Below are 24,549 nucleotides of genomic sequence, written 5' to 3'. Positions count from 1 at the left end.
CTCTAGAAGGAATAGACATGAGTATTTCAAGTCGCACCGTGTTAGCTGCCGCGATTTCAATCGTACTGTCAGGTAACGTATGGGCTGATGCTGCCAAATCGACAGAGAAAGAGGCCGCGCCAGTCGTTGAAAAACAAGTCAATATGATGACGCCGAAGATGCTCTCATTTGAAGAAGAGTTTGTGCCTGATTATGTCTCTATCGATGGTGAAGGCTCTGTTGAAGTAACGAAAAAACGTTTCTTGAACGGTTCACAATCGCTTATTTGGAGCTATGAACCCAACGCGCCGATTGTTTTCGACCAAAGTTTTAACTTTTACCCAATCAAAACCATTCGTAAAGAGTGGGGGCGTTGGGGCTACACCGTTCTCTCTACTTGGGTCTATAACGAAGAAGCGAGCGATGGCGAGCTAGAATTCAAACTTGGTTCAAGTACCGCCAAAGCAAAGCTGAACTTCTCTGGCTGGCGACCAATGGCCTTTGTTGTTGAGCGTGATATGAATGGCATGCCATCTTCTGTCCTAGATGGTTTGAGCATCACACCAAAAACAGAGAAACCGGGTCAACTCTATATTGACCGAGTGATGGTCAGTGTCGATGATGCACGTTACCAATGGTCGGATTACACGGTGAACACCGCGATTACCGTACCAGAAATCGATTTTAAACTGCCGAAAGAGCTACCAACGGCATCTGCAGAAGAAATTGCTGGCGTAACCCGCATCAAAAACGACTTAATTCATTACTACATCAAAGAAAGCAAAGCCAGCACAAAGGTGCTGCGTGATATTGATGAAGAGTTTAATCAAATTGGCCTAACTCAAGATGTGAATGGGGTGATCAATGGCCCGCACATCGTCACCAAAAAGCAAAAAGTGATTTACCAAGTAAAACACATGAACGATAACGATAAAGCGTTAGTTGATGGTTACTACTATCTGCGTCCGTTCTCTGAGTTAATGAGCAAAATTGGCCGTACTTACCTCGTGAGCAATGATGCATCGGTTCGTCGTGACTTAGCCAATAAATATATCTTGATGTCTAAGCATCTCTTGGATCAAGGTTTCCAAAAAGGTTCTGGCCTAATTTCTACCCACCACTGGGGCTATGCATCGCGTGACTGGTATGCATCAACCCTATTAATGGAAGATGTGCTGACCAAAGCAAATTTAATGAAGCCCGTGCATGACGCCTTGTTGTGGTACTCACGTGAATTTAACGAACGTGGCTTTGGCATGTTTGTCAATAAGAAGTCCTTGGATATGGACTACTTGAATACACTCTTGCTTGCTCAACTTTCTATGACGCTGACAGTACCTGAACAAAATGAGCGTATTGCATTAATGAATAAGTTCAGTGACTTTATGTCTGCTAACTTGACGCAAGTACCAGTAGGCTATGAAGATGGTTTCCGTCCAGATGGCACCGCGTGGCGTCACAAAGGAAACTACCCAGGTTACTCATTTGCTGCACTTTCGGCGAGCGGGCATCTTGCATACTTACTCCGAGGCACGCCGTTCGAACTGTCTAGCAATGCGCGACACGTATTGAAAGATGTGATGCTAGCGGCACGTACATACAGTAACAACAACCCTGGTTTGGGTACGATTGGTCGCCGTCCATTCTTTAAAACGAGTGTAGAGAAAGTGGCGACAGGAATGCGTTATCTAGCCCTAGCGGGAGTCGAATCGAATCAAGTCGATAAAGAGCTCGCGAGTGCTTATCTGCGCATCGAACAGCTTTCAAAAAAAGATGGTGCTAAGATCTTTAAGACTAATGTCGCGCCAGAATCTCACCCACAAGGCTTTACCGCATTTAACTACGCAGCAATGGGTATTCACCGCTTTGCCGATAAGATGGTGACCATGAAAGGCTGGAACAAGTACGTGTGGTCATCAGAGATCTACGGTGGCGGTGGTCCTGCTAACCGATACGGTCGTTACCAATCACACGGTACGGTGCAAATTCATAAATTTGGTGAAGAAGCTGACTACGGTTACGACCAAAATGGTTGGGATTGGAACCGCCCACCGGGTGGTACGACGATCCATCTACCTTGGGAACAGCTTGATGCACCAAACCCACACACCACGATGCTGAAAAATAACGTTAAATTTAACGGCGCAACCAGTTTAGATGGTAAGTACGGTACGTTTGGTTTCATCCTTCAAAACCCAACACGTTATGCACCAGTGATTGACCCTGCCTTCACAGCGAAGAAAGCGGTGTTCAGTTTTGATAACCGTTTGGTACTCACGGGTAACGATATCCGTAATAACAACAGCGAATACCCAACAGAAACAACGCTGTTCCAACACGGCATTACTCAGTTAACGGACTCTTTGAATGTGAATGGTGAGATGATCACTCAGTTCCCATACGAAGCGACGTTAACAGAAGGTGATTGGTTAATCGATGGCATGGGTAACGGTTACTACATCGTTAAAGGTGCCGAAATCCAAGTTCGTCGCCAAGCGCAAGAGTCTCGCGATAACCAAAAAAGACAACCAACCTTCGGTAACTTCCAATCCGCTTGGGTTAACCATGGCGTTCGGCCAGATAATGCAGAGTATGAATACATCGTTATTCTCAATGCAACACCAGCGAAAATGGCCCAAGTTGCAGAAGAAGTGAAAGCTGGCGATGTGTACGAAGTAGTGCAAAAGAACAGCAACGTTCACGTTGTTCGTGATAAAGCCACAGGTGCAACGGGTTACTCTGTATTTAGTTTTGCACGCATTACCGATAAATACGTTCGCGCAGTAAGCACGTCATCGTTGGTGATGACGCAACCAGAAGGTGAAGACAAACTGAAACTGAGCGTGGCTAACCCAGATCTTAACATGGATAAAATCACACGCAGTGATTACGCTCCAGTGATGGTGACACTGCACGGTGCTTGGGAGTTAACTGACGAGCACAGCAACGTGAAAGTGGATGTGAAAGGCAGCAAAACGACCGTATCCTTTATGTGTAAAGATGGTCTGCCAATTCAGGTTACCTTGAAGAAAGCGTAAAACCTGACGTAAATTTAAGATGAATAAGCCGCTTCTTGTGAGCGGCTTTGTTTTGTCTGTTATTTGCGTTCTGTAGACAAGGTTAGCATTTTCTTGGAAAGCTATGTCATATTTTTTAGTCGTTATTTTTAGAATGACAATTTAAAAAGTCTTTAATTATCATGTCTTTGTGATTGTTACGCGTAAAAGTTAAGCGCCTGTAGTGATGATCTCACTTGAAGATTATGAAGCGATGCTCGTCGATGGTAGAACTCGAGTCAGGAAAAGAACAAGAGAGATGCTTGAATGAAGTTAATTTTCTCGACCAATGTTTGAGAAGATTATCAATATCGGCAGAAAAACCAAAAACGGTGATAATTATTTATCACCGTTTTTTTGCACGTCAGTCTAATGAAATAGACTCTAAATACCTTGCTGCATCAACGCCTGGATGTTGTCCTCGGAGTTAAAGTATTGCGCTTCTTGTTTATGCTGGAACAACTTAAGCGGTGCGCCCGTGGCGGTGTGGTAGCTCAGCTGTTCGCCTTCTATCTTGAGCATGGTGCCTTCAGGAATGCCGACCACGATTTCATGTGGGTTCTGGATCAAAAACTCTTCAATGCGCTCATCACGAGTTTCACCCATGTGCCCAGAAATATTGGCTTCAATATAGTGCGGGTTGATCTGGAACGGCACTAAGTTGAGTGAAGGCAAGATCGCAGCCGAGATAATCGGCATGTCATTGGTGGTACGAATGGTCGGGCATGCGATGTTTGTACCCGCACTCCAACCGATGTACAGCTTATCTTGCTTCAAGATCGCCTGTCTTAACGGGCCAATCAGTCCTTGGTCGTGCAACATCTTGTTTAATACCCAAGTGTTCCCACCACTGACAATAAATCCGTCTGCGGCCTTGACTGCCTCAACCGGATCGTCTGCGTGGTGGATTCCGGTGATACTTGCGCCAAACGGAGCCACTACGCTACTTAATTGCGCCAATCGCTCATCATATTCGCCGCGGATCATCGCGAACGGAATAAACAGCAATTTTTTTGCACCAGTGCGCTTGATGGTATCTTCAACCCACTCACTACCAAACTCAAGTAATGAGGTATTACCAGCCACTTTACCATTACTAAATAACAATACATTCATGGCGTTTCTCCGCTAATTACGATTAATTGATTTTTCACTCGTGATCCTAATGACCTCTTGTACCACTTCGCTCGCGGCGCGTAGTGATTTCACCGGCAAATACTCATAAATCGAGTGGAAGTTATGGGCACCGGTGAACAAGTTCGGACAAGGCAGTCCGTTTTGAGACAACACCGCACCGTCATAGCCGCCGCGCATCGGTATTTGTTTCATCTCGATTTGTTTATTTGCATACGCTTGTTTGGCGATGTCGACCACATAGGCATTCTTACCTTGCAGGCTATTAGCCACGTTTTCGTAGCGATCACTTAAGTCGATCTCAACGCCGCCCCACAGCGCATCACAACTGTCAGCCAGCTGCTGCAAGAACGCCATGCGCTGCTTGTAGCCCTCAAAAGAGAAGTCACGAATATCGAGGTTAAGTACGGTCTTAGCACTGTTACCTTTTAGCTCTTTCACCCAGTAGTAACCTTCTCGGCCTTCGGTGTATTCTGGTGCTTCACCCGGTGGCAGCATGGCAATAAACTTATGTGCCATCAGAAGTGAGTTTTTCAGCTTGCCTTTGGCCGACATTGGGTGCGCCGATTGTCCGGTAAAGGTCACCACCGCGTTGCCCGCGTTCCAGTTTTCGCATACAAACTCCCCGATGCCGCAGCAATCTAGGGTAAAGCCAAAATCTGCACCGAATGCATCAACGTCGAAGGCTTTTGCCCCTCGTAAGCCTTGCTCTTCGTCTGGCACAAAGGCGATTTTGACCGTGCCATGCTTCTCTCCTGGGTGTGTGTGAAAATGTTGCAGCGCATCCATAATCGCGGCAATCGCGGCTTTGTCGTCTGCGCCCAATAGGCTAGTGCCATCGGTCACTAGAATCTCTTCCTCGCGGTAATCCGCCAGTTCTGGGAACTCTTTTTCACTGAGGTAGATGCCAAGCTCTTGGTTAAGACAAATCGCATCGCTGTCGTGACGCTTAATTTGCGCCTTGGTGTCGGCGCTTTGTTCAGCACTGGTGTCAAGGTGCGCGAAAAACGAGACCACTGGCGCATCAGTATCAATATTCGCTGGTAGCGTCGCAGTGACGATCGCGGTTTCAGCCACGTGCACATCTTGCACCCCAAGCGCGATTAGTTCTTCGGCCAGTTTTTTTGCTAACACCATCTGCCCCGGAGAGGAAGGCATAATGCCTGCCGCTCCGTTAGCACGATTGGTCGTTGTGTTAATTTCGGTATAGCTGATAAAGCGATCAACAATATCCATACATCCTCCCACTAAATGAGCATTTGAGAGACGACAAGCACGGTTGCTAAGCCGCCTGCCATTGGGATCACGGTACGTTTCGCCAAATCAATTGGAGAAACATTTGCGACTGCGGAACAGGCAATGATCACCCCTGCAACCGGAGAAGCAGAACGCATCAGACCAGAAGCAAGCTGCATTGGCATCGCGACGGCGGCAATCGGTGCGCCCACTTGAGTCGCCACATCTGGTGCTAGGTTCGAGAAGCTGAAGAAAGACGCATTACCCGAGCCTGATAATAGGGTTACTAGCATAATGATGCCGACAAGAACCAGAACCATCGCGAGGTAACCAAAGCCAAAGCTAGAGGCAGAGTCAAGTAATAGGCCAATGAAACCAATAGATTTCAAACCGTTTACAAACACTTGCGCCGCAATGATCAAGCTCACTACGCTAGCAAACACACCGCCCATGCCATCAAGGTACACTTTCAAAGACGCTGCTACTGCTTTGCCGTCACGCTCGAGAATGTAGTCACATACCATTGCAACGAAGAGGGAAATAAACATCGCTGTGACCACATCCATACGAATGCTAGTGATGGCAAATTTACTGAACGTCAGTAGAAGCAAAAGTGGTAGTACAGGCAGAATCGCGAACCATTTTGGTACCTGACGCTGCTCTTTTTCTTCTAGATTGAACTCGTGTTCTACACCTTTTTCTGCGTCTTTTTTATCGAAGTAACGCTGACAAATAAAGTGCAGAATCGCAATCACGATCATTGCTGCGCCAGCCACAATCATCTGGTAGCTCACAAAGTAGGTAGCAACGTCAATGCCAGAAACTTCCGCTGCTTTGTTCGCTGCCGAAGAGGCAGGCCCTAAGTCCAAGCAGCCCGTTGTTGCAACCACGGCCGCGGCCGCTGCTGGGTTACAACCAACACCGACAAGCACAGGGTACATCGCCACCAAAAGGAGTAGTGCCAAGCCAGTCGCACTTGGGATAAAGATATTGATGAGCTGACCAATGATGTACGCCATTGCCAAGACAAGGTATGGGTTTTTGATGTGCGAAAGCGGTTTGGTTGCAATCTGAACCATCGCATTCGCCGCGCCGATGTGACTCATGTATTTCGAGAAACCACCCACAGCCATGATGATCAAGCCCAGTTTCGCCAATGTCGAAGAGGCGATCACTTTAATCACTTCAAAAAAGTCGACAATCACCGCGCCCGTTGGTTTGCCCCCTTTGGGCATAAAGTCTTCGTGTCCACTGAGAACACCTAAAGCAATCATAAGTAAGCCAGCCAGTAGCAGCACAGCTTGGGTATTGTATTTTTTAACAATAAAGTAGCCGACAAAAAAGATAATCGGTAAGGCTAGGTAGGTAATCATGTTACACCTCTTGGGGTTTAGACGTTCTTCCGAAGAAGAGGGGCGTGTTTACTTGTTATTGAATATTTCGAATTCTTTAAACGTGTTTTCTATTCTGCTAAAGCGTTGGTCTTTTTCTGCGTTACTCGACATCCCTTTAATCAATAATTCAATTAAAGAAAATCCCGCAGTACGGTTGTTAAAGATGCTTTCACTGTGGCTAGCGACACAAAACTCGATGTCTGAATAAGAGACAAACGGGTTCACTTGTTGGTCGGTAAGAGTAATGATTTTGCCGCCATGCTGATGGAACCAACGTACGCAACGCACGGTAATGTTGGAAAAGCGGTGATAAGAGATCGCCAGTAACGTGTCGTTTTCATCCACATCAACCAATTGGTGAGGTAACGTGGAAGCATCAGCTTTGAGTAGCACCACATCTTTGCGCAGATATCGAGCGAGAAGATAAAAGTAGTTCGACAAGGCTTCAGCAGACGCGCTGCCCATAATGTAAAGTTTGCCTTTTGGGGTAAGCAGATAGTCGACGGCACGTTCTACATCAGGAAGGGAGAGCGTGCTGTACGTCTCTTCCATATTGCCCATCACTTCTTCAAAGTGCTGATTAACGAAACCTTGTTTTGGGTGCGTGGAATCGGCGCTGTAGACGCGTTCTATTGGCGTGCTCAGCTCTTGCACTAAATCTTGCGAGACGAATTTTTTAAACTGGATAAAGCCAGTAAAACCGAGTCGATTGAGAAAGCGTCCTAGTGTTGCTTTGCCTACTCCAATGTTTTTGCACAGTTCATCCATCTTAGCGAATGGCAGCATAGGGAAGTTTTGGATGCAGTAACGAACAATGAGCTTTTCGCTCGGCGTCAGCGCACCAACCTCGTTGACGCTATCGATAAAATCTTGCTTGGTCATCTTTTCCCACTTGTAAGATCTGATTGGGACAATTTTCCTATCAATGGCGTGAAACCTTCAAGGGAATGCATTTTTCCCATGAAAAAAGTGTGACAATTGCACTTAATGTAAGTTAAATATTTGAATTGAATACTCTTCTATCCACATCTGTATAGGGGGGAAGAATAAAAAACTCCACCTTTGGGTGGAGTTTTTGTTGTGAATGAATATTCACCCTGATCATTTGGGCGTTATGGTATTAAGGGGTGATAGTGGTTGGTGTCACACAAGACACAAATTGATCAAAATCTGGGGTTAATGTTGCAGAATTACTGTTTGTTGAGGCATACATGCGTAGTGCCCAGAACTTACCATAGTTCTTATCTTCAGTAATTCTCATTGAGGCACTCATGTAGTGCGTTTTGATGTCTACTGGTGTTGTTGTACCGGTAGGCCAGCCAAATACGGGAGACATCAAGCGATCAATCTCTTCATTCGAAGTCATTTGGTTTGCGTTGAGGTCTGACATGCTTGAGTTTCCGACAGGATCTGGTGCATTATTTTCTGGATATTGGTTTGGTTCGTAAAAACCACCAGTATTACCAATTGGCAATGCCCATGTTTTGTCAGCATATAGGTTAGTACATGCCTTATACACATCTACTTGCTCATGGTTGTACATTGCCCAGTCAATACCATTGAATGGTTGTGGGGCTACGGCTTCTAATAAGTTAGCACCAAAGCCTACTTTATCTTTCAATTGCGTTTCTGCAACAGTGAGTGGACGGTGGTAAATAAGATCGCCATTGACAACCTCACGTACCGGCTCAATGCCACGTTTGCTTACATCTGTTACATCATAGTAAAGACCGCCTTCAACCGCTTCACTGTCTGCAGCGTTGATACATTTTGATGTGCCGTTAACGTCAACACAGTACTCTATTGATTTACCAATGAAATCACGTGCTTCTAGTGCTTCAGGCGCAATAAACCATGCGTGGTCGTTTGCAATGCTGTTACGCGCACCTATTTTGTATGAGTTGCCCGTATGTTGAACAGTCTTGTTGCTTTCTTCTACAGGGCCAGTTTGATTAGTAGTATCCACTTTCCACTCACCAAGAGCAGCGTCTGCAGCATAGCCGTATACCGTTGCGATCAATGTTTGGTCGTATTCCAGTTTACCGCTAATTGCGATGCCTTTCGGGTTTACTTTGTCTGTGAGACAGATTTCATCACCAGCTGTATTAAATTCCGTCTTAGGTGTGACACAGAAATCCAGTGTTTTCCCTAAATCGTCTGCTTTAATGGTGTAATCACATGCCCGTGCATCGGTACAATTTTTTCCTGCAACAGTATCAACTTTCCAAACGGCAGTAGATGCGCCTTCAGTACTACTATCTGCTTGAGAATAATCGTAGTTACCACGCAATGTTGCCCCAACTTCTGTATCGGTATCGGGTGCTTGAATATCAACGCGAACATTGCTTGCGGTTGGTTTCGCTTCTGATACTTCTTGTACTGGAGCATCCATTGTCAAGCATACTTCAGTACCGATTGTTGGTGTGCCTGTAGCTGATACAGGAGTCACACAGAATTTTAACGTTTTCCCTAGGTCACTCTTTATTGGTGTGTAATTTTGTAGTGTTGCACCTGAGATCTCGACATCGTCAGCCAACCAACGGAAATTACTGGCGCCTTGAAGATCGTTGTCGACATCAGAAAAGTTGTAGTTACCAGTAAGTTCAACGCCAACAAAGGCATCACCAGAAAAGCCTGTCACAATCGCAGTGGGTGCTGTTCCTGGTTTGGGTGTTATGGTGTCGCTCAGCACTGAACATTTCTCTTCACCAACTACAGCAGGCGTTGCATCAGTCTCTGGTGTGACACAGAATTGCACTTTTTTACCTTCTAGCGTGTTGCTAAGAGTGATGGTTTTTTCAGTTTGATCAGTAACTGTTTCGCTTTCGGTTTTCCAAGCGAATTTAGAATTACCTTGAGCGGCACCTTCACTGTTGTAGTAATCGAAATTACCTTCTAGCGTGTTGCCGACTTGAGCAGCCGCGGAGTTAAGAATGGTGACGTTTTGCGCTTCAGGTTTTGCGCCTAGTGGACCTTTAACTGTTTTTGGTGTACTACACTGTTGCTCACCGATCGTATTAATGTTGCCTTGTGCTTGTGGTGTGACACAAAACTCTAGGTTTTGTCCTTCAAGATCGTGAGTCAGTACAAGCTCTTGAGTGTTGATAATTGCAGTTTGGCTATCTGAATTGCGCCATAAGTAGTTAGTGCCTGATTCTGCTCGAGGTTTGGCGTTAGGATCCACAAACTTGTATGTACCCATAACCGTTTCGCCCACATATAAAACAGGTACTGAAACTTCAGCAGCTATGGGAGGGTAAGTATTACCATTATTGTTTGGGAGTTCTTTGTTGTCTTCGGCATTACAGCCTATTAAGGTTGCTGTAATGACAACAGCTAGAGTCTTTTGTTGGAATGTCATATCGCTTTTGTTCCATATAGTTGAACAACGATGCCGTTCTACTGCGAATCAGCGGATGGCGAGCCGGTTGTCTTTGTTCATTTACGTAGTATGTTATCGAGAGTAATATTAGCTTTCTAATGCTTTCATTAATGTGATTTACGCCAATTTTCGAAGGTTGTTTTTTTTGATTTGAAAGATAATGATGATGAATGTCAGGTTTTTCAAAGAAAAAAGCCAATCTTATAATTGGCTTTGATTCGTAGTTAAGGCGTGGTGTTACAGTTTGAATGAGTAGCTGACAATGGCTTTAATCGCATTGATATCGCCACGGTCTGATGATCGGTCTGCCCCTGAGCCTGCATAGAGGCGATCTGGGCGGAAGAAGCTACTGCGGAATAGCACTTCAAAGCCTTTCATGGCACTAGATCGCGGGCGGTAAAATAGGTCAATCACATGCTCTTCGGCGCGTCCGATGGCCACTTCATAAGTGGTATGGTGGCGTACTGGTTTTCTTTCCCAATGGTAACGGTAAGCCAGTTTAAAGGTGAGGTAAACCGATATGGCGGAAGTCGTATGAAATACCCACTACGTGAGCTTGGCCACCGTCACTACGGAAAGAGGAGTACCCCGGTGAGGTTGCAAGGTTCAAGTATCCTTTCGCAGCACCAAATCCGTAAGAGAAGCCACCTTTTCCATCACGTGCTCTTGGCGCATCAACGGTGTGGTAACCATACCACAAGCCCCATGCATCTCTTTCCAGTTCACCATGATAGGCAATTAGATAGGCATGGTCATCAAAGGCTGCGACCTCTCTTTCTACGTCTTTTTGCCAAAGATCACCGGCGGCTTTGTTGTAATAGTATTGCGCTTTTAAATGTAACTTGGTTTCTGGCGTGATCATATGATTCATCCAGATGTTGGTATGGAAGCGACGTAAGTAATCTTGTGCTTCACCATAAGAGAAGACGTAACCCCAATCACGGCCTGCGCGGTAATCGATGCGTCCGGTGTAAAGGTAGTCGTAAGTATTAGGGTACGGGTCATAGTAATTACTGTTAGTCGTTAGATCGCCCATTTTGTCGCCTAAACCATCCATAAAGCCAGTGACGTATGCACCATCAAAACGGTAATTGTTCCATCTATGGCGAACCATGACTCCACGGTAACTCGACAGCGCCGCGTCATCTGCAGCTGCTGTGGTGATCATGCCGGTATTGAAAAAGCCGTCACCGACAGTTAAGTTACCGCCTTTCCAGTAAAACTTGGCATTCGCCATTGGCACTTTACCGAATCCTTCTACGTCGTAACATTTGTACTGGCCTTTAAGTGGTTCTCCCCCAGTCCAGACACAGTCTTTGTTTGCAAGCAGTTTTTGCCCACCGCGCCAATTGCTCATCCCCCCAGGGTATTGGCTATCTAGCTCAAACACATGTGAGTAGCCAAGGTTGAGGTTCATTTTAAGTGGGCTGTCACCAAGGTTGATTTTGCCGGAGTTATAGAACATACCGACAGATTGACTCCACTCCGCCTGCGTGTGATGACCAAATTTGTCTTGTTGGTACTTACCGTTCTCATCAAAGTATTTGACGTCGCTATCCCAACGGTGTGCCGATTTATAGTAGTTCACCATCGATACGATGATTTTGTCGTTTGTGGTTGCCTCTTTATAGGCTTGGCTTAAAATTGAGGCATTAGCAATAGCAGGGACTGCCAATATACTAGATAAGAGTGCGCTACCTAGGGTCAGTTTCACCGCTCGTGCGCAAATGGTCGGTTGATGTTTACGTGCCATAAAAAGTTCAGCTCCAATGTCCACTTTAGAGTGTGGGGTGGAATAGTAAGGGGAAAAAGTTTCTTAATCTTACCAGTGGCTTTCATAGTCTTTCGTGATTGATTGCACGAAAATAAAAACAACCATAAAAGAATTAATCGAAAATGAGATATTAATCTTTATTTATAAATAAGGCAGGTAGTAATCATCAGGAGAATAAGTATCGTCAAGAAACTTACTTTAACCATCTAGAGAAGCGATGTGATGATGCTGAGTTACTGACGCACGAACAAGTGTCCAGACGTCAGTGATTTTATAGGATTGTCTAGTTCAATGTGTATACTTTAAAGTTGTCAATTTTAAGGTGACTCTTCCAAGTTCGGAAACCAAATTTACCGGATTTAAATTGTGCGTCATCTTTAATTTCATAAAGTTGCTTATCATTAGCGTATACGTATATCCGATCATCTAAATTGATAATTTTTATGTTGGTATATGTATTTGGTACATTCATGAACTCTTTCGCTGAGACATCGTATTCAGGAAGGAGAGGGCGCTTACCATCTCCAGCATAGCGACGGAATCGGGTTGTCGAGTTATCGTTAGCGCCGTAGCCGATGTAATAGAGTCGCATTGAGTCGTATTTACGCATGTCACCCGCTCGCCATTGTGATTTTTCAAAAAAGCTTTTTGAATACGGATCTTGTGCCATCCAAAACCAGTTCAGATCCGTGCCTCGGTCGTTAGGGCCACCCTTTACGACCACCATGCCATCAAATTCAATGACTGAAGGGGTATTAATATCGTGTTTGAACCACACGGTAGTGCCGTTCCCATCATCAATATCCAGTGCCTCATTTTTAATTTCGGTATGTGATACATCGGTCATTTCTACGACCCAGTTTTCCAGATCGTTGTCGAACGTGTCATTGTGAACCAATGTGCCATGCGTTTTTATTAATTGTTGTGGACTATCGAAGTCAAAAGAAAACGAAGGTAATGAAAAGCTTAGAGCTGTCAGGAGTAAGGTGAGTTTTTGTTTCATCATACGGCCTCAAAAATGGAGTCATCAGAACAAGTAAACATTGTTAACTGCTGAGGTTGGCGAAAAGAAAAGCCAGCACGGCGCTGGCTTTATTTATATACCCAAGTGACTTTAAGAGACGTGGGTATAGCAACACGTATTAGGTATAAGCGTTTAATACAGAAATCGGAACTTCGGTTGGGCGCCAAGAGTCCCCCGTGTGCTCTAACCAAGGCATAAGCTCGGTTTGTACTAGCTGTTCGACGAGCTCCGGATGTTCATTGGCGATGTTTTTCATTTGGTATGGATCGGCGACGTTATCAAACAACAAATATTCAATCGGTTTTCCGATCTTACGGGTTGCTTGCAGTGTGTAGCGGTCAGTACGAACCCCGCGCTTTCCATAAGATGGGGCGCCATATGGCGATTTTACGTAGAGCTGTGAGGTAGCCCGTTCATCGCCTTTTTCGCCTTGAACGGTCTTGGCGTAGTTGGTGCCTTCTACCGTATCTGGGATTTCAGTGTCTAATCCCATAAGACCCAGCATGGTTGGGAACAAATCAGGGATAGAGAAGAGAAGGTCATCTTGTATTGGCATAAGGTTGCCTTTCCAGCGGAAAATCATAGGAATGCGAACGGACTCTTCATAAATCACGTTTTTCGTTGGTTCACCGTTGGCGCCAAGACAGCAGCCGTGATCTGAGAAGAAGACAACTAGGGTATCTTCGGCTAAGTTAAGGCGGTCAAGCTCATCTACAATGCGGCCAATTTGTTCGTCGACACCATTAATCATTGCTAAGTATTCTTTGTAGAAGTCTGGGCCATAGCCTTCTAAATACTCCTTATCCCAATCCACATTCGGTCGATCGTTCATCTCTCGTGAGGTTTTCCCCTTAAAACGCTCTAAGTATTTTTCAGGTACTTGATCATAAGGAGAGTGAGGTGGGTTCATAGACACAACCAGTGCAAATGGGTCTTCCTCACTACGGTATTGACCACCCTCATTCCGTAGATATTTGATCGCCATGTCTGCTTCGTGCTCTGGTGACCATTGGTTGATTTTTAATGGCGCTTCACGTGGTGTGTCATTTGTCCAGTAAATTGGATTCATATGAAGGTCATAAGTACCGTATGAATACCACCAATCAAAGCTATGGCGATGTGATGGCGGTGTCCAGTCATTCCAGTAACGTCCGCCTAGTGGGTTATTGTAAGACGGAACAAATGGTGGTTTTGGACAATCTAGATGCCATTTTCCTAAATACCCAAGTGAGTAGCCTTGCTTTTTAAGCACATCTGACCAACAAATCGCGTTCGCTTTTAGCTCTACACCAAAATCAGAACCAGCAAAGTTGCCTTCTTCAGGCGTGTGGCAGTTGCCATGAATACCGTTACGGTAAGGGTATTGACCAGTCATGAACATGCCACGTGCTGGCGTACACAACGGAAAGTTTGAGATGGTTTGGTCGAGAACCACACCTTCACGAGCCATGCGGTTAATGTTTGGCGTTATCGTGTGTTTGTCCATCCCCATATAGCCTAATGATTGGGTACGACACTCATCAGGAAAAATAACCAATAAGTTTGGCTTCTTTGTTTTGTTTTGGTTTTTATCCTGACTCATTGCAGGAGCGGTACCTTTTGAAGAAATTGAAGAACAAGCAGCCGTTGTAGCGACAACACTTGTAGCAGCAATCCCTTTCAATAGGTCTCGACGTGAAACAGACATGATGGTTTCCTCTTGTCAATATTTTAAATTGCAAGCGACTTGCTTTCTAAATTGGGGTTTATAATTAATATCGTAAATATTCGAAAGTGTTATGTCGAAGTGATAGATCACAAAAGTTGATAATTAAACAATGCAAAGTAAAAAAAACTATTATTACAATCTTATTTTGTCTTTTTATCTATACATCTCTTCATATAGCTTTTTATTATCGTTTTGTATTGATTTTAAACATCAACTCGAAAGGTATTGAAAGAATATGTGAAAGCCGTCAAAAAAAAGAGAGTTTTCGTTGCAATGCTTTCGTTTTTTTATGTAACATCCAATTCGAAACACAATGAAAGTTTGTTGTCACAGAATAACTAAAGAGATGTATTGAACGGGATGAATTTCTACTTTCGATTTTACCTCTCAAGTGTTTATCCACTATCACATTTTTAATTAGGGTATCGCGCTATTGAAAATGAGGGTTGCACAGTAATTCTGGAACTACAGCGTCGGACATACACATTACTTGAGTAATTTTCCTGCGTTGTAGTCATGACAAATGGACTCGATATTACTATGGCCTTTCATCTGAAGTAGGTGCAAGTGTGCAATCTGGATGGGTATGACGTACTTGAAATCGTCATTGTTTTTAAAACGTTCTTAACGTGTGCCCTTTCGTGTTCGAACTCCATGGTGATGTCGAGTAAGACTTATACCGAATTGATCCACTTTGGAGTGATTACATGACAACTCTTTTGAACATCGTAAAACAGCATAAAGCTGGTAACGAAAACGGTATTTATTCCGTATGTTCTGCTCACCCTCTTGTTCTTGAAGCGGCTATTCTGCAAGCAAACAAAGATCAATCTCCGCTTTTGATTGAAGCAACTTCAAACCAAGTTGATCAATTCGGCGGCTACACAGGTATGTTACCTGCTGATTTTCGTGATTTTGTGCTGCACTTGGCGGATGAACACGGTTTTAATTCTGAGAATTTAATTCTTGGTGGTGATCACTTAGGGCCTAACCGTTGGCAAGGTGAGCCTGCTGATGAAGCAATGGCGAAAGCGGACGTTCTTATTGAAACTTACGTAGCTGCAGGCTTTACTAAAATCCATCTCGACTGTTCTATGTCTTGTTCTGACGATCCTGTGCCACTAACGGATGAGATCGTAGCTAAACGTGCTGCTCGCTTAGCGAAAATTGCAGAAGCAACAGCAGTGAAAAACTTTGGCTCTGCAAGTGCACTGACTTACGTTATTGGTACAGAAGTACCAGTGCCTGGTGGTGAAGCTGAAGATCTTCATGAAGTACAGCCGACCTCACCAGAAGCCGCTCGTAAAACCATTAAAGCGCATCAGGATGCGTTTGCCGCTGTTAGTCTTGATTGTTGGGATCGCGTAGTTGGCTTGGTTGTGCAGCCAGCTGTTGAGTTTGATCACTCTAGCGTGATTGATTACAAACCAGAGCCTGCAGCGAAGCTATCAAAAGTGGTTAACGAGTTTGAAAACATGCTTTTTGAAGCACACTCAACCGACTACCAATCTCCAGAAAATTACGGTTTATTAGTTCGCGATCACTTTGCGATTTTGAAAGTGGGTCCACAACTTACCTTTGCGATGCGTGAAGCCTTGTATGGCTTATGTGCTATCGAAGATGAGATGCTCCCAGTTGAACAGCGTTCTAACTTACGTGACGTTATCGAGTCCGTAATGTTAGCGAAGTCAGATAATTGGTCGAAGTACTACCACGGTAATGAAACAGAGCAAAAATTTGCACGTTCTTACTCTCTATCTGACCGCATCCGCTACTACTGGGCAGATGAAACTATCCAAGCTGCCGTAGACAAACTGTTTGCCAACTTAAAAGATGGTTTGCCACTCGCATTGGCGAGCCAATACCTTCCAGAAGGTTACGCGGCACTGCGTAGCGGCGATATCGAAAACAATCCGAAAGCATTTGTTATCAACAAAATTCAAAAGACCGTGCTAGAGATCTACGCACGTGCTTGTAAGTTCTAATTATACGAGTGAACAAATTATGAAACACCTAGGCATTGAAGTTGCTGCACTAGAAACAAATAAGGGTTTTTGGACAGCGAAAGAAATTGAACAGCAGCCGGATTGCTGGCTACAAACGCTTTCAATTGTAAATGAGTGTCGTGCACAAGCAGAAGCGTTTCTTTCGCCATTATTTGCAAAAAATAACCTACGCATTGTTATGACTGGTGCAGGTACGTCTGCGTTTGCAGGTAAAGCGTTAGCGCCGATCTTATCGAAAGAGCTGAACTGCCGTGTAGAAGCGATCGCAACGACAGATATCGTTTCAAACCCAGCCAATTATTTCGCTGAAGATGTCCCAACACTGTTAGTTTCATTCGCTCGTTCAGGCAACTCGCCTGAATCTGTGCATGCAGTTGATTTGGCTTCCAAAGTATTGTCAGATTGTTTCCACCTTGTGGTGACCTGTAATGCAGAAGGCCAGCTTTACAATCGCTGTCAAAGCGATGAGCGTTCACTCGCGGTATTAATGCCAGCGGAAACCAACGATAAGTCATTCGCGATGACCTCTTCGTTCTCTTCAATGATGATGGCGGCATTCTCATTCTTAACGTTCAAAAGCGTTGATTCAAAAGACCTCGAAAAAGTATGCGAGCAATCTAAAAAACTCATCCAAGACGTTTGTGCACCAATTCGTGACATCATTGCGAAAAATGCAAAGCGTGTGATTTACCTAGGTTCTGGTGGCTTCCAAGGTCTGGCTCAAGAGTCATCTCTAAAACTACTAGAGCTAACGGCGGGTAAAGTGGTCGCTATGTACGACTCGCCACTTGGTTTCCGTCACGGTCCTAAGTCGATCATTGACGGTGAAACGTTGATCATGGTGTATATCTCAAATGACCCATACACACGTCAATACGATCTAGACCTACTGACAGAATTACGTCGTGATGACCAAGCACTACAAGTGGTTGCTGTTACTGCGCAATTAGATGATGTCGTTACTGAAGGCCATTACATTCATATTGAAGGTCTAGAAGCAGCTTGTGACGTCGAGTTGATTTTCCCATACCTAATTGTGGCTCAGGTGTACTCATTCTTCCAGTCGCTAGCACTAGACATTACACCGGATAATCCCTGCCCAACGGGCGAAGTCAACCGTGTCGTGCAAGGCGTGACCATCCACCAATTTGAAGAATAACTGAGGGTTTCAATATTATGTCTGCGAATATCGTATGGTGTCGAATCGACGAGCGTCTATTGCACGGTCAAGTGAAAATCACTTGGATGCCTGCCTCTGGCGCCAACACTTGTATCGTGTGCAACGACGATGTGGCCGAAGGCCCAACGGCTGATTTTTCTCAAGCGGCGATGCGCGCTTCAGCCGGCGGTGAGTTCAAAACCTCGTTTTACTCCGTCGACAAGCTGTGTGCCATTATTGGCAAAGCCAAACCAGAGCAAAAAATCTTCATCGTATGCTCAAACCCAACGGATGTGGCACGTCTGATTGAAGGCGGAGTACCAATCAAAAACGTGAACGTGGGCAACATGCACTTCCACGAAGGTAAAAGACAAATCACTAAAACCGTTTCAGTCGATGACAAGGACATTGCCGCGTTTGAGCGCATAGCGGCATGCAATGTGGAATCCACTATCCAAAACACGCCTGACCAAGATCCGGTCGAGGTGTTAGAGCTGGCGACAGCGAGCGCGTAATTTTCAACCGCCGAGATAGGGAAACCTATCCCGGCTCTGATTAAGGAAGAGAGAATGCTATTTGAAGCAATGCTTGTTGCGGCGTGGGCGTTCCTGTGTGGTATCGACAAATACGATGTTGCCTTGAACATTCACCGTCCGCTGATCACCGGTCCGGTTATCGGTCTTATCATGGGTGATCTTGAATTGGGTCTGATGACTGGTGCGGTCCTTGAATTAGCGTGGCTTGGCTTAGTGCCAAACGCGGGGGCTCAGCCGCCAGATGTGACCATGGGGACGATTGCCGCGGTGGCGTTTGCCATCATGACTAACCAATCCCCTGAAATTGCGATGGGTGTGGGCATGCCGATCGCAGTTATGATGCAGATGTTGATCATCGGTTTCTTCGCTATGTCATCGTTTGCCATGGGTAAAGCGGACGACTGCGCCGAGCGTGGTGATTCTCGCGGTATTGACTTCTTATTGATCAGCATTTTGACCGCTCGTGCCACCATGTACTCAGTGGTCGCGTTCATCACAGTTTACTTTGGTGAGCACGCGGCGCAGTGGATTGATGAAAACGCACCAACCATGCTACTCGAAGGTTTGGGTATCGGCGCGAAAATGGTACCAGCTATCGGTTTTGCCATGCTTCTCAAAGTGATGTGGAACAAAGAAATGGCGGGGATCTTCTTCATTGGTTTCGTGATGACCACGTATCTGAAACTGCCAATCATGGCGGTGGCAGTACTCGGTGGCTCAGCCGCGGTCCTTTACTACTTCATGACTGGCAACCAAGCCGAAACAGTCGCAAGCAATAACTCTGTGCAAAGTGAGAATTACGATGACGACGGTATCTAATATAGACACACTTCCAAAAGAAGCGGAGCAAGCAGAACGTTTCACTGACGAGATAGATGCATACCAAGACAGCGAAGTGCGTAAAGTCATCACCAAGCGTGAGCTTGTGATGTGCGCGCTACGTGGTCTGTTCATGGAAGGCAACTTCAACTTCGAACGTATGCAGGCTGGCGGTTACGCGTACTCGATGATCCCAGCGCTGAAAAAAATTCACGGTAACAACAAACGTGACTTTTCGACTTCGATGAAGAACCACCTTCAGTTCTTCAACAGCTCGCCAAAACTGTTCACCTTCTTGCTAGGCCTATCGGTGGCGATGGAAGAGAACAAAGAAAAACCAAGCACCATCAACGCCGTAAAAGTGGCGGGTCTGGGGCCTTTAGGTGGGATTGGTGATGCACTTGACCATATGACGCTAATGCCATTGACCTTGGCTCTGGGCGCCGCGATTGCCGCTGATGGGTCTATTGCTGGTCCGTTTGTGTTCTTCGTTCTTTACCAAATCCCACACTTCTTAGCGTATTTTGGTTTGATGTTCCTTGGCTATAACGCGGGCGCGAAAGCGATGAGCGCTATGAGTGGCGTGACCGAGAAGTTAGCGCGCGCCGCCAATATCATGGGTCTGTTTGTGATTGGGGCCTTGACGGCCACCTTCATCAAAGTCAATACCACGTTAGAGCTCGAGATGGGCGGTAAAGCGGTATCGTTACAAGCCGACTTGTTTGACAAAATCATGCCGAACCTACTGCCACTGGCATTGGTGTTCTTCATGTTCAAAATGGTGCGCGGCAAAGGGTTCTTTGCTAAACCACCGGTACTGATTTTTGGCACGCTTGCCTTTGGTGTCGTAGGCCATTACCTCGGTATTCTCTAAGTTTGACCAAAGGGGAGGTGCGTACTTCCCCTTGTTTTTTTAAGGAATTTTACATGATTGGTATTGTTGTTTCAGGCCACATCAATTTCGCAACCGGTATGCAGTCGGCATTCCAAGCCATCGCGGGTGAGCAAGAACAGTTTAAGTTCGTGGACTTCGTAGAGTCGATGTCTACCGACGATTTGGAAGCCGATTTACGTCAAGCCGCTCAAGCGGTCCACACGGGTGATGGGGTTCTGTTTTTGTGTGACGTTGTCGGTGGCTCACCGTGCAACCGCGCGATGAACATCATGCTCGATACTCCAAGCGTGGAAATCATTGCCGGTGTGAACTTAGCAATGATTGCCAATGCCGCTTTTGAGCGTGATGGCAGCAACTTAGATGATTTGGTAGAAACGATCTTGGAGATCGGCGGTTCTACGATGCAATCCATGCGTCAGGCTATCGCGAAAATCAGTGCGACCACGGTTGACGACGACGACGGCCTGTAATGATGCGTTTTGCTTTATTAGCCGACAAAGTGTTCACTCCTCAAGGGGTCGAGCTCGATAGGGCGGTTATCGTCAATGGCGGTAAAATTGAGTCGGTCACGAAGACTGTGCCTAGTGACTGCGAGGTCATTCGCCTTGAGGGCCAATCTTTGATGGCAGGCTTTGTCGACATTCACATTCATGGTCGTGCTGGCTGTGATGTGATGGATGCGACGCCTCAGGCGTTGCAAACCATCAGCGATGCCTTGCCAGAAACTGGCGTTGTCGCCTGGTGTGGTACCACCGTGACCGCGCCCATGGATGAAATCCAAGCCGCGCTCCGTGGCGTGAAATCGTTCATGCAACAAGAAAAGCAAAGCGGCGCGGAATTGGTGGGCTCTTTCTTAGAAGGACCATATTTTACCGAACCGTTCCGTGGCTCCCATCCCACGCGATTTTTAAAAGCGGCCACATTAGATGAACTTGAGCAGTTAAAAGCCACGGCCGGTGATAGTTTACTGCGCGTCGCTTTAGCACCGGAGTACGAAGGATCGATGGCGGTGATTGACTGGTTAGTGGCGCAGGGGATCAAAGTCAGCGTGGCGCACACCAGTGCCACATTTGAACAGGTGACCGAAGCGCATCAGCATGGTGTTGACTGTGGCGTGCATTTATTTAATGGCATGTTGGGGTTGCATCACCGTGAGCCAGGTTGTTCTGGCGCGGTGTTATACCACGATATGCTGGCCGAAATCATCGCCGATGGCGTGCACGTCAATCCGGTGATGATGAATCTGGCGTACCGTATAAAAGGACACGAGAAAATAGCCCTGATCACCGACTGTATGCGTGCCGGTGGCATGCCAGACGGGGATTACGTGTTAGGTGCGCAAACCGTCACCGTTACCGACGGCAACGCCGTGACTGAAGACGGCTCCTTGGCTGGGAGTACCTGCAGTCTGGATAAAGCCTTACGTACCATGGTGTTTGATGCCGGGGTTCCCCTTTGGGAAGCCGTGCAAATGAGCACCTTGGTACCCGCTCGTTACCTAGGGCTCGACCACCGCTTGGGGTCGATTGCCGCAGGTTTCGATGCCAGTTTGGTCGTCATGGACGATCAACTGCGCGTTCACCGCACCTTAATCCAAGGGCAGTGGGCATTTGAAATTAAAGAATAATGAGGTTTCCTAATGGATATTCGTCAACCCATTCACAGTACACACGCGAAAACGCTCGATACCGCTGAGCTGCGTGAACAGTTTCTTGTCGATTCGGTATTTGTGAGCGGTGAGATAACACTGACCTATTCTCACATCGATCGCATCATCTTTGGTGGGATTGTACCCATGCAAAGTCCGCTTGCTTTAGCCGCGGGTAAAGCGTTAGGTGTGGAGTACTTTCTGCAGCGTCGTGAACTGGGTCTGATCAACCTCGGTCAAGCGGGTAAAGTTACCGTAGACGGCGAAGTATATGCCATTGCCCCGCGCGAAGCCCTCTACATTGGTATGGGCGCCAAAGACGTCACGTTTGAAAGCGTTGATGCCAGTGCTCCGGCGCAGTTCTATATGAACTCCACCCCGGCGCATCATGCGTACCCAACGCGCAAAATTACCCTAGATGAGGCGGAAAAGGTCACTCTGGGTAACGCAGAAAACTGCAACGTGCGCACCATCAATAAATACCTCGTCCCCTCGGTACTGCCAACGTGTCAGTTGACCATGGGCCTGACCCAGCTGCATCCGGGCTCATTGTGGAACACCATGCCATGTCATACGCACGAGCGCCGCATGGAAGTGTACTTGTACTTTGATATGAGTGATGACAACGTCGTGTTCCACTACATGGGTGAGCCAACTGAAACGCGTCACATCGTGATGCGCGAAAAACAAGCCGTAATTTCACCAAGTTGGTCTATTCACTCTGGCGTGGGGACGGCTGCCTACTCATTTATTTGGTCGATGTGTGGTGAAAACCAGACCTTTGATGACATGGACCACGTAGCCATGTCAGATCTACGATAAGTCCGGCTTTGCCTGACTTCCATTCTTGATATCAATACAGGCTCTCACGCTCATCCCTCGATGACAACCGAGCTTGAGAGCAATTTTAAAGGAAACACATCATGAAAATATTCGATTTAACTGGAAAAGTCGCGATTGTAACGGGTTGTGATACTGGTCTGGGCCAAGGTATGGCAGTGGGCCTGGCGAAAGCCGGCGCTGACGTGTTAGGCATTGGTTACGTTGACGCACCAGAAACCAAAGCGATGATCGAAGCCGAAGGTCGCCGCTTTGAATACATCAACGCCAACCTGATCGCCAACTCAAGCAAGGCCGCGCTGACAGAGATCGTCGACCAAGCGGTTGAAACCATGGGTCGCGTTGATATCTTAGTCAACAACGCGGGGATCATCCGTCGTGAAGACCTAATTGATTTCTCAGAAGAGAACTGGGACGACGTGATCGCCATCAACCAAAAAGCCGTCGTGTTCCTCTCTCAAGCGGTGGCGAAACACTTCATCGCGCAACAGTCAGGCGGCAAAATCATCAACATCGCCTCCATGCTGTCGTTCCAAGGCGGTATCCGCGTGATCTCTTACACGGCATCAAAATCGGCCGTCATGGGCATCACTCGCGCATTGGCAACCGAGCTGTCTGGTCACAACATCCAAGTCAACGCCATTGCCCCAGGTTACATGGCGACCAACAACACTCAAGCCCTGCGTGCTGACGCTGAGCGCAACCAAGCGATCTTAGAGCGTATTCCTGCGGGTCGTTGGGGTCTGCCAACGGACATGCAAGGCCCGGTCACCTTCCTCGCTTCAGAAGCCTCAAACTACGTCACTGGCTACACCCTCGCGGTCGATGGCGGTTGGCTCGCTCGCTAATAAGGAGTCGACATGACACTGAATAAAGCGCAGGTACTGGATCAGATGAAACGCGTTTATCGCTATCAAGCGGCGAACCAAACGCGCAGCGTGATCCGCCGCAGCGGCGCCACGCGCTTCATCAAAGACACCGACTGGGAGCGCGGTGTCTTTTGGTCTACCGTCGCCGCCGCTTGGAAAGCGACCGAAGACCAAGAGTACCTTGACGGGGTGATGAACTACACCCTGCACACCGGTTTTCGTACTGGCGCGTTCCCGCGCTTCGCCGACGACCACGTATGCACACAGGCGTACCTAGACGTGTACCCAACCGTTAACGTACCAGAAGCACTTGAGCCGACCATCAAAGCGTTGGACATCATGGTCAACGATCCGAAACCGGGTCACCGCGACTGGTGGTGGGTGGATTCCCTATTCATGGCCCCGCCGGCGTTTGCGGCACTGTCGCGTGAAACGGGTGACGACAAATACGTCAACTACATGCACACCGCGTTCTGGGACTCGGTGAATCACCTGTACGATGCTGACACGGGTCTGTATTACCGTGACTACCGTTATATGCCAACCGAAGTGGGGCAAAAGTACCGCAACGAATTTGGCGATGGTGGCAGCGAGTTTCGTGAAGCCAATGGTGAAAAAGTGTTTTGGTCACGAGGTCTTGGCTGGATGCTCGCCGCCGTGCCACGCATCCTCGAGCGTTTGCCAGAGCACTTTGACGAGCGCGAGTGCTACCGCACCTTATTCGTTAACCTGGCCAAAGAAGTGGTGAAATACCAACACGACGATGGCTTCTGGCGTGCCAGCTTATTGGATCCGGACTCGTTCCCGGCACCAGAATCGAGCGCGACCGCGCTGTTCACTTTCGGTCTGTCGTGGGGGATAAACCAAGGTTTTCTCGATGAAGCTATTTACCTGCCAATCGTACAAAAAGCGTGGGCGGCGTTAGAAACGGCGATTCACGACAACGGCATGATTGGCTGGGTACAGTTGCCGGCGTTTAACCCGCGTGATGTGCAGTTTGAGCACAATATCGATTACGGGGCTGGGGCGTTTATTTTGGCGGCGATTGAAGTGTCGAAGCTGGCTTAATTACGCAGCACTGACGGGAAAG

At 46.8% G+C, this 24,549-nt stretch carries 20 protein-coding genes; 11 read left to right on the top strand and 9 right to left on the bottom strand.

Annotation, left to right across the window (positions count from 1 at the left end):
* Positions 1-17 precede the first annotated feature (17 nt).
* Positions 18-3,017 (top strand): chondroitinase family polysaccharide lyase, encoded by a 3,000-nt coding sequence (locus AC3D28_RS20120; RefSeq protein ID WP_488536844.1) that lies wholly within the window; start codon positions 18-20, stop codon positions 3,015-3,017.
* A gap of 402 nt (positions 3,018-3,419) precedes the next feature.
* On the opposite strand, the gene pepE is transcribed toward AC3D28_RS20120, so the two are convergent.
* The 9 genes from pepE to AC3D28_RS20075 all read right to left on the bottom strand — a co-directional run bounded on the left by pepE (position 3,420) and on the right by AC3D28_RS20075 (position 14,666).
* Positions 3,420-4,151, bottom strand: coding sequence for a dipeptidase PepE (gene pepE / locus AC3D28_RS20115; protein ID WP_488536843.1), 732 nt, complete (start codon positions 4,149-4,151; stop codon positions 3,420-3,422).
* 12 nt (positions 4,152-4,163) lie between these two features.
* Positions 4,164-5,405 carry a peptidase T gene (gene pepT / locus AC3D28_RS20110; protein ID WP_488536842.1) on the bottom strand — a complete coding sequence of 414 codons (1,242 nt, stop codon included), beginning with the start codon at positions 5,403-5,405 and terminating at the stop codon, positions 4,164-4,166.
* A gap of 11 nt (positions 5,406-5,416) precedes the next feature.
* On the bottom strand, positions 5,417-6,778 hold the full coding sequence (gene dcuC, locus AC3D28_RS20105) for a C4-dicarboxylate transporter DcuC (RefSeq protein WP_488536841.1): 1,362 nt from the start codon (positions 6,776-6,778) through the stop codon (positions 5,417-5,419).
* A 48-nt stretch (positions 6,779-6,826) separates the two neighbouring features.
* Positions 6,827-7,681 carry a MurR/RpiR family transcriptional regulator gene (locus AC3D28_RS20100; protein ID WP_488536840.1) on the bottom strand — a complete coding sequence of 285 codons (855 nt, stop codon included), beginning with the start codon at positions 7,679-7,681 and terminating at the stop codon, positions 6,827-6,829.
* Between the two features lie 238 nt (positions 7,682-7,919).
* The gene (locus AC3D28_RS20095) at positions 7,920-10,160 is read right to left on the bottom strand and encodes a hypothetical protein (RefSeq protein ID WP_488536839.1); all 2,241 of its coding nucleotides are present in this window, start codon (positions 10,158-10,160) and stop codon (positions 7,920-7,922) included.
* A 258-nt stretch (positions 10,161-10,418) separates the two neighbouring features.
* Complete coding sequence (locus tag AC3D28_RS20090) at positions 10,419-10,622, bottom strand: hypothetical protein (protein ID WP_488536838.1); 204 nt, start codon at positions 10,620-10,622, stop codon at positions 10,419-10,421.
* A 58-nt stretch (positions 10,623-10,680) separates the two neighbouring features.
* Complete coding sequence (locus AC3D28_RS20085) at positions 10,681-11,934, bottom strand: OprD family outer membrane porin (protein ID WP_488536886.1); 1,254 nt, start codon at positions 11,932-11,934, stop codon at positions 10,681-10,683.
* A gap of 304 nt (positions 11,935-12,238) precedes the next feature.
* Entirely contained in the window at positions 12,239-12,961 is a 723-nt protein-coding gene (locus tag AC3D28_RS20080) for a DUF6250 domain-containing protein (protein WP_488536885.1), read from the bottom strand.
* A gap of 136 nt (positions 12,962-13,097) precedes the next feature.
* Positions 13,098-14,666: a sulfatase-like hydrolase/transferase gene (locus AC3D28_RS20075; protein ID WP_488536884.1), complete on the bottom strand. Its 1,569-nt coding sequence runs from the start codon at positions 14,664-14,666 to the stop codon at positions 13,098-13,100.
* Between the two features lie 728 nt (positions 14,667-15,394).
* Between AC3D28_RS20075 and AC3D28_RS20070 the strand changes: the two genes are divergently transcribed.
* The 10 genes from AC3D28_RS20070 to AC3D28_RS20025 all read left to right on the top strand — a co-directional run bounded on the left by AC3D28_RS20070 (position 15,395) and on the right by AC3D28_RS20025 (position 24,527).
* Complete coding sequence (locus tag AC3D28_RS20070) at positions 15,395-16,672, top strand: D-tagatose-bisphosphate aldolase, class II, non-catalytic subunit (RefSeq protein WP_488536883.1); 1,278 nt, start codon at positions 15,395-15,397, stop codon at positions 16,670-16,672.
* A gap of 16 nt (positions 16,673-16,688) precedes the next feature.
* Positions 16,689-17,852, top strand: coding sequence for an SIS domain-containing protein (locus AC3D28_RS20065; protein ID WP_488536889.1), 1,164 nt, complete (start codon positions 16,689-16,691; stop codon positions 17,850-17,852).
* A gap of 14 nt (positions 17,853-17,866) precedes the next feature.
* The gene (locus tag AC3D28_RS20060; protein ID WP_488536887.1) at positions 17,867-18,367 is read left to right on the top strand and encodes a PTS sugar transporter subunit IIB; all 501 of its coding nucleotides are present in this window, start codon (positions 17,867-17,869) and stop codon (positions 18,365-18,367) included.
* A gap of 54 nt (positions 18,368-18,421) precedes the next feature.
* Positions 18,422-19,207, top strand: coding sequence for a PTS N-acetylgalactosamine transporter subunit IIC (agaW, locus tag AC3D28_RS20055; RefSeq protein ID WP_488536882.1), 786 nt, complete (start codon positions 18,422-18,424; stop codon positions 19,205-19,207).
* Complete coding sequence (locus AC3D28_RS20050; protein ID WP_488536863.1) at positions 19,191-20,081, top strand: PTS system mannose/fructose/sorbose family transporter subunit IID; 891 nt, start codon at positions 19,191-19,193, stop codon at positions 20,079-20,081. The genes agaW and AC3D28_RS20050 overlap by 17 nt, the downstream gene beginning before the upstream one ends.
* 53 nt (positions 20,082-20,134) lie before the next feature.
* Positions 20,135-20,572 (top strand): PTS galactosamine/N-acetylgalactosamine transporter subunit IIA, encoded by a 438-nt coding sequence (gene agaF / locus AC3D28_RS20045; RefSeq protein ID WP_488536864.1) that lies wholly within the window; start codon positions 20,135-20,137, stop codon positions 20,570-20,572.
* 2 nt (positions 20,573-20,574) lie between these two features.
* The gene (nagA, locus tag AC3D28_RS20040; RefSeq protein ID WP_488536888.1) at positions 20,575-21,729 is read left to right on the top strand and encodes an N-acetylglucosamine-6-phosphate deacetylase; all 1,155 of its coding nucleotides are present in this window, start codon (positions 20,575-20,577) and stop codon (positions 21,727-21,729) included.
* 12 nt (positions 21,730-21,741) lie between these two features.
* Complete coding sequence (kduI, locus tag AC3D28_RS20035; protein ID WP_488536865.1) at positions 21,742-22,572, top strand: 5-dehydro-4-deoxy-D-glucuronate isomerase; 831 nt, start codon at positions 21,742-21,744, stop codon at positions 22,570-22,572.
* A 101-nt stretch (positions 22,573-22,673) separates the two neighbouring features.
* Positions 22,674-23,438 carry a 2-dehydro-3-deoxy-D-gluconate 5-dehydrogenase KduD gene (gene kduD, locus AC3D28_RS20030; protein ID WP_488536866.1) on the top strand — a complete coding sequence of 255 codons (765 nt, stop codon included), beginning with the start codon at positions 22,674-22,676 and terminating at the stop codon, positions 23,436-23,438.
* 12 nt (positions 23,439-23,450) lie between these two features.
* Complete coding sequence (locus AC3D28_RS20025; protein ID WP_488536867.1) at positions 23,451-24,527, top strand: glycoside hydrolase family 88/105 protein; 1,077 nt, start codon at positions 23,451-23,453, stop codon at positions 24,525-24,527.
* Positions 24,528-24,549 lie beyond the last annotated feature (22 nt).

This window comes from Vibrio sp. TAP-3B, from assembly GCF_057784735.1.
Note: the sequence above shows the minus strand (reverse complement) of the source record. Positions and strands in the feature narration are given on the sequence as shown.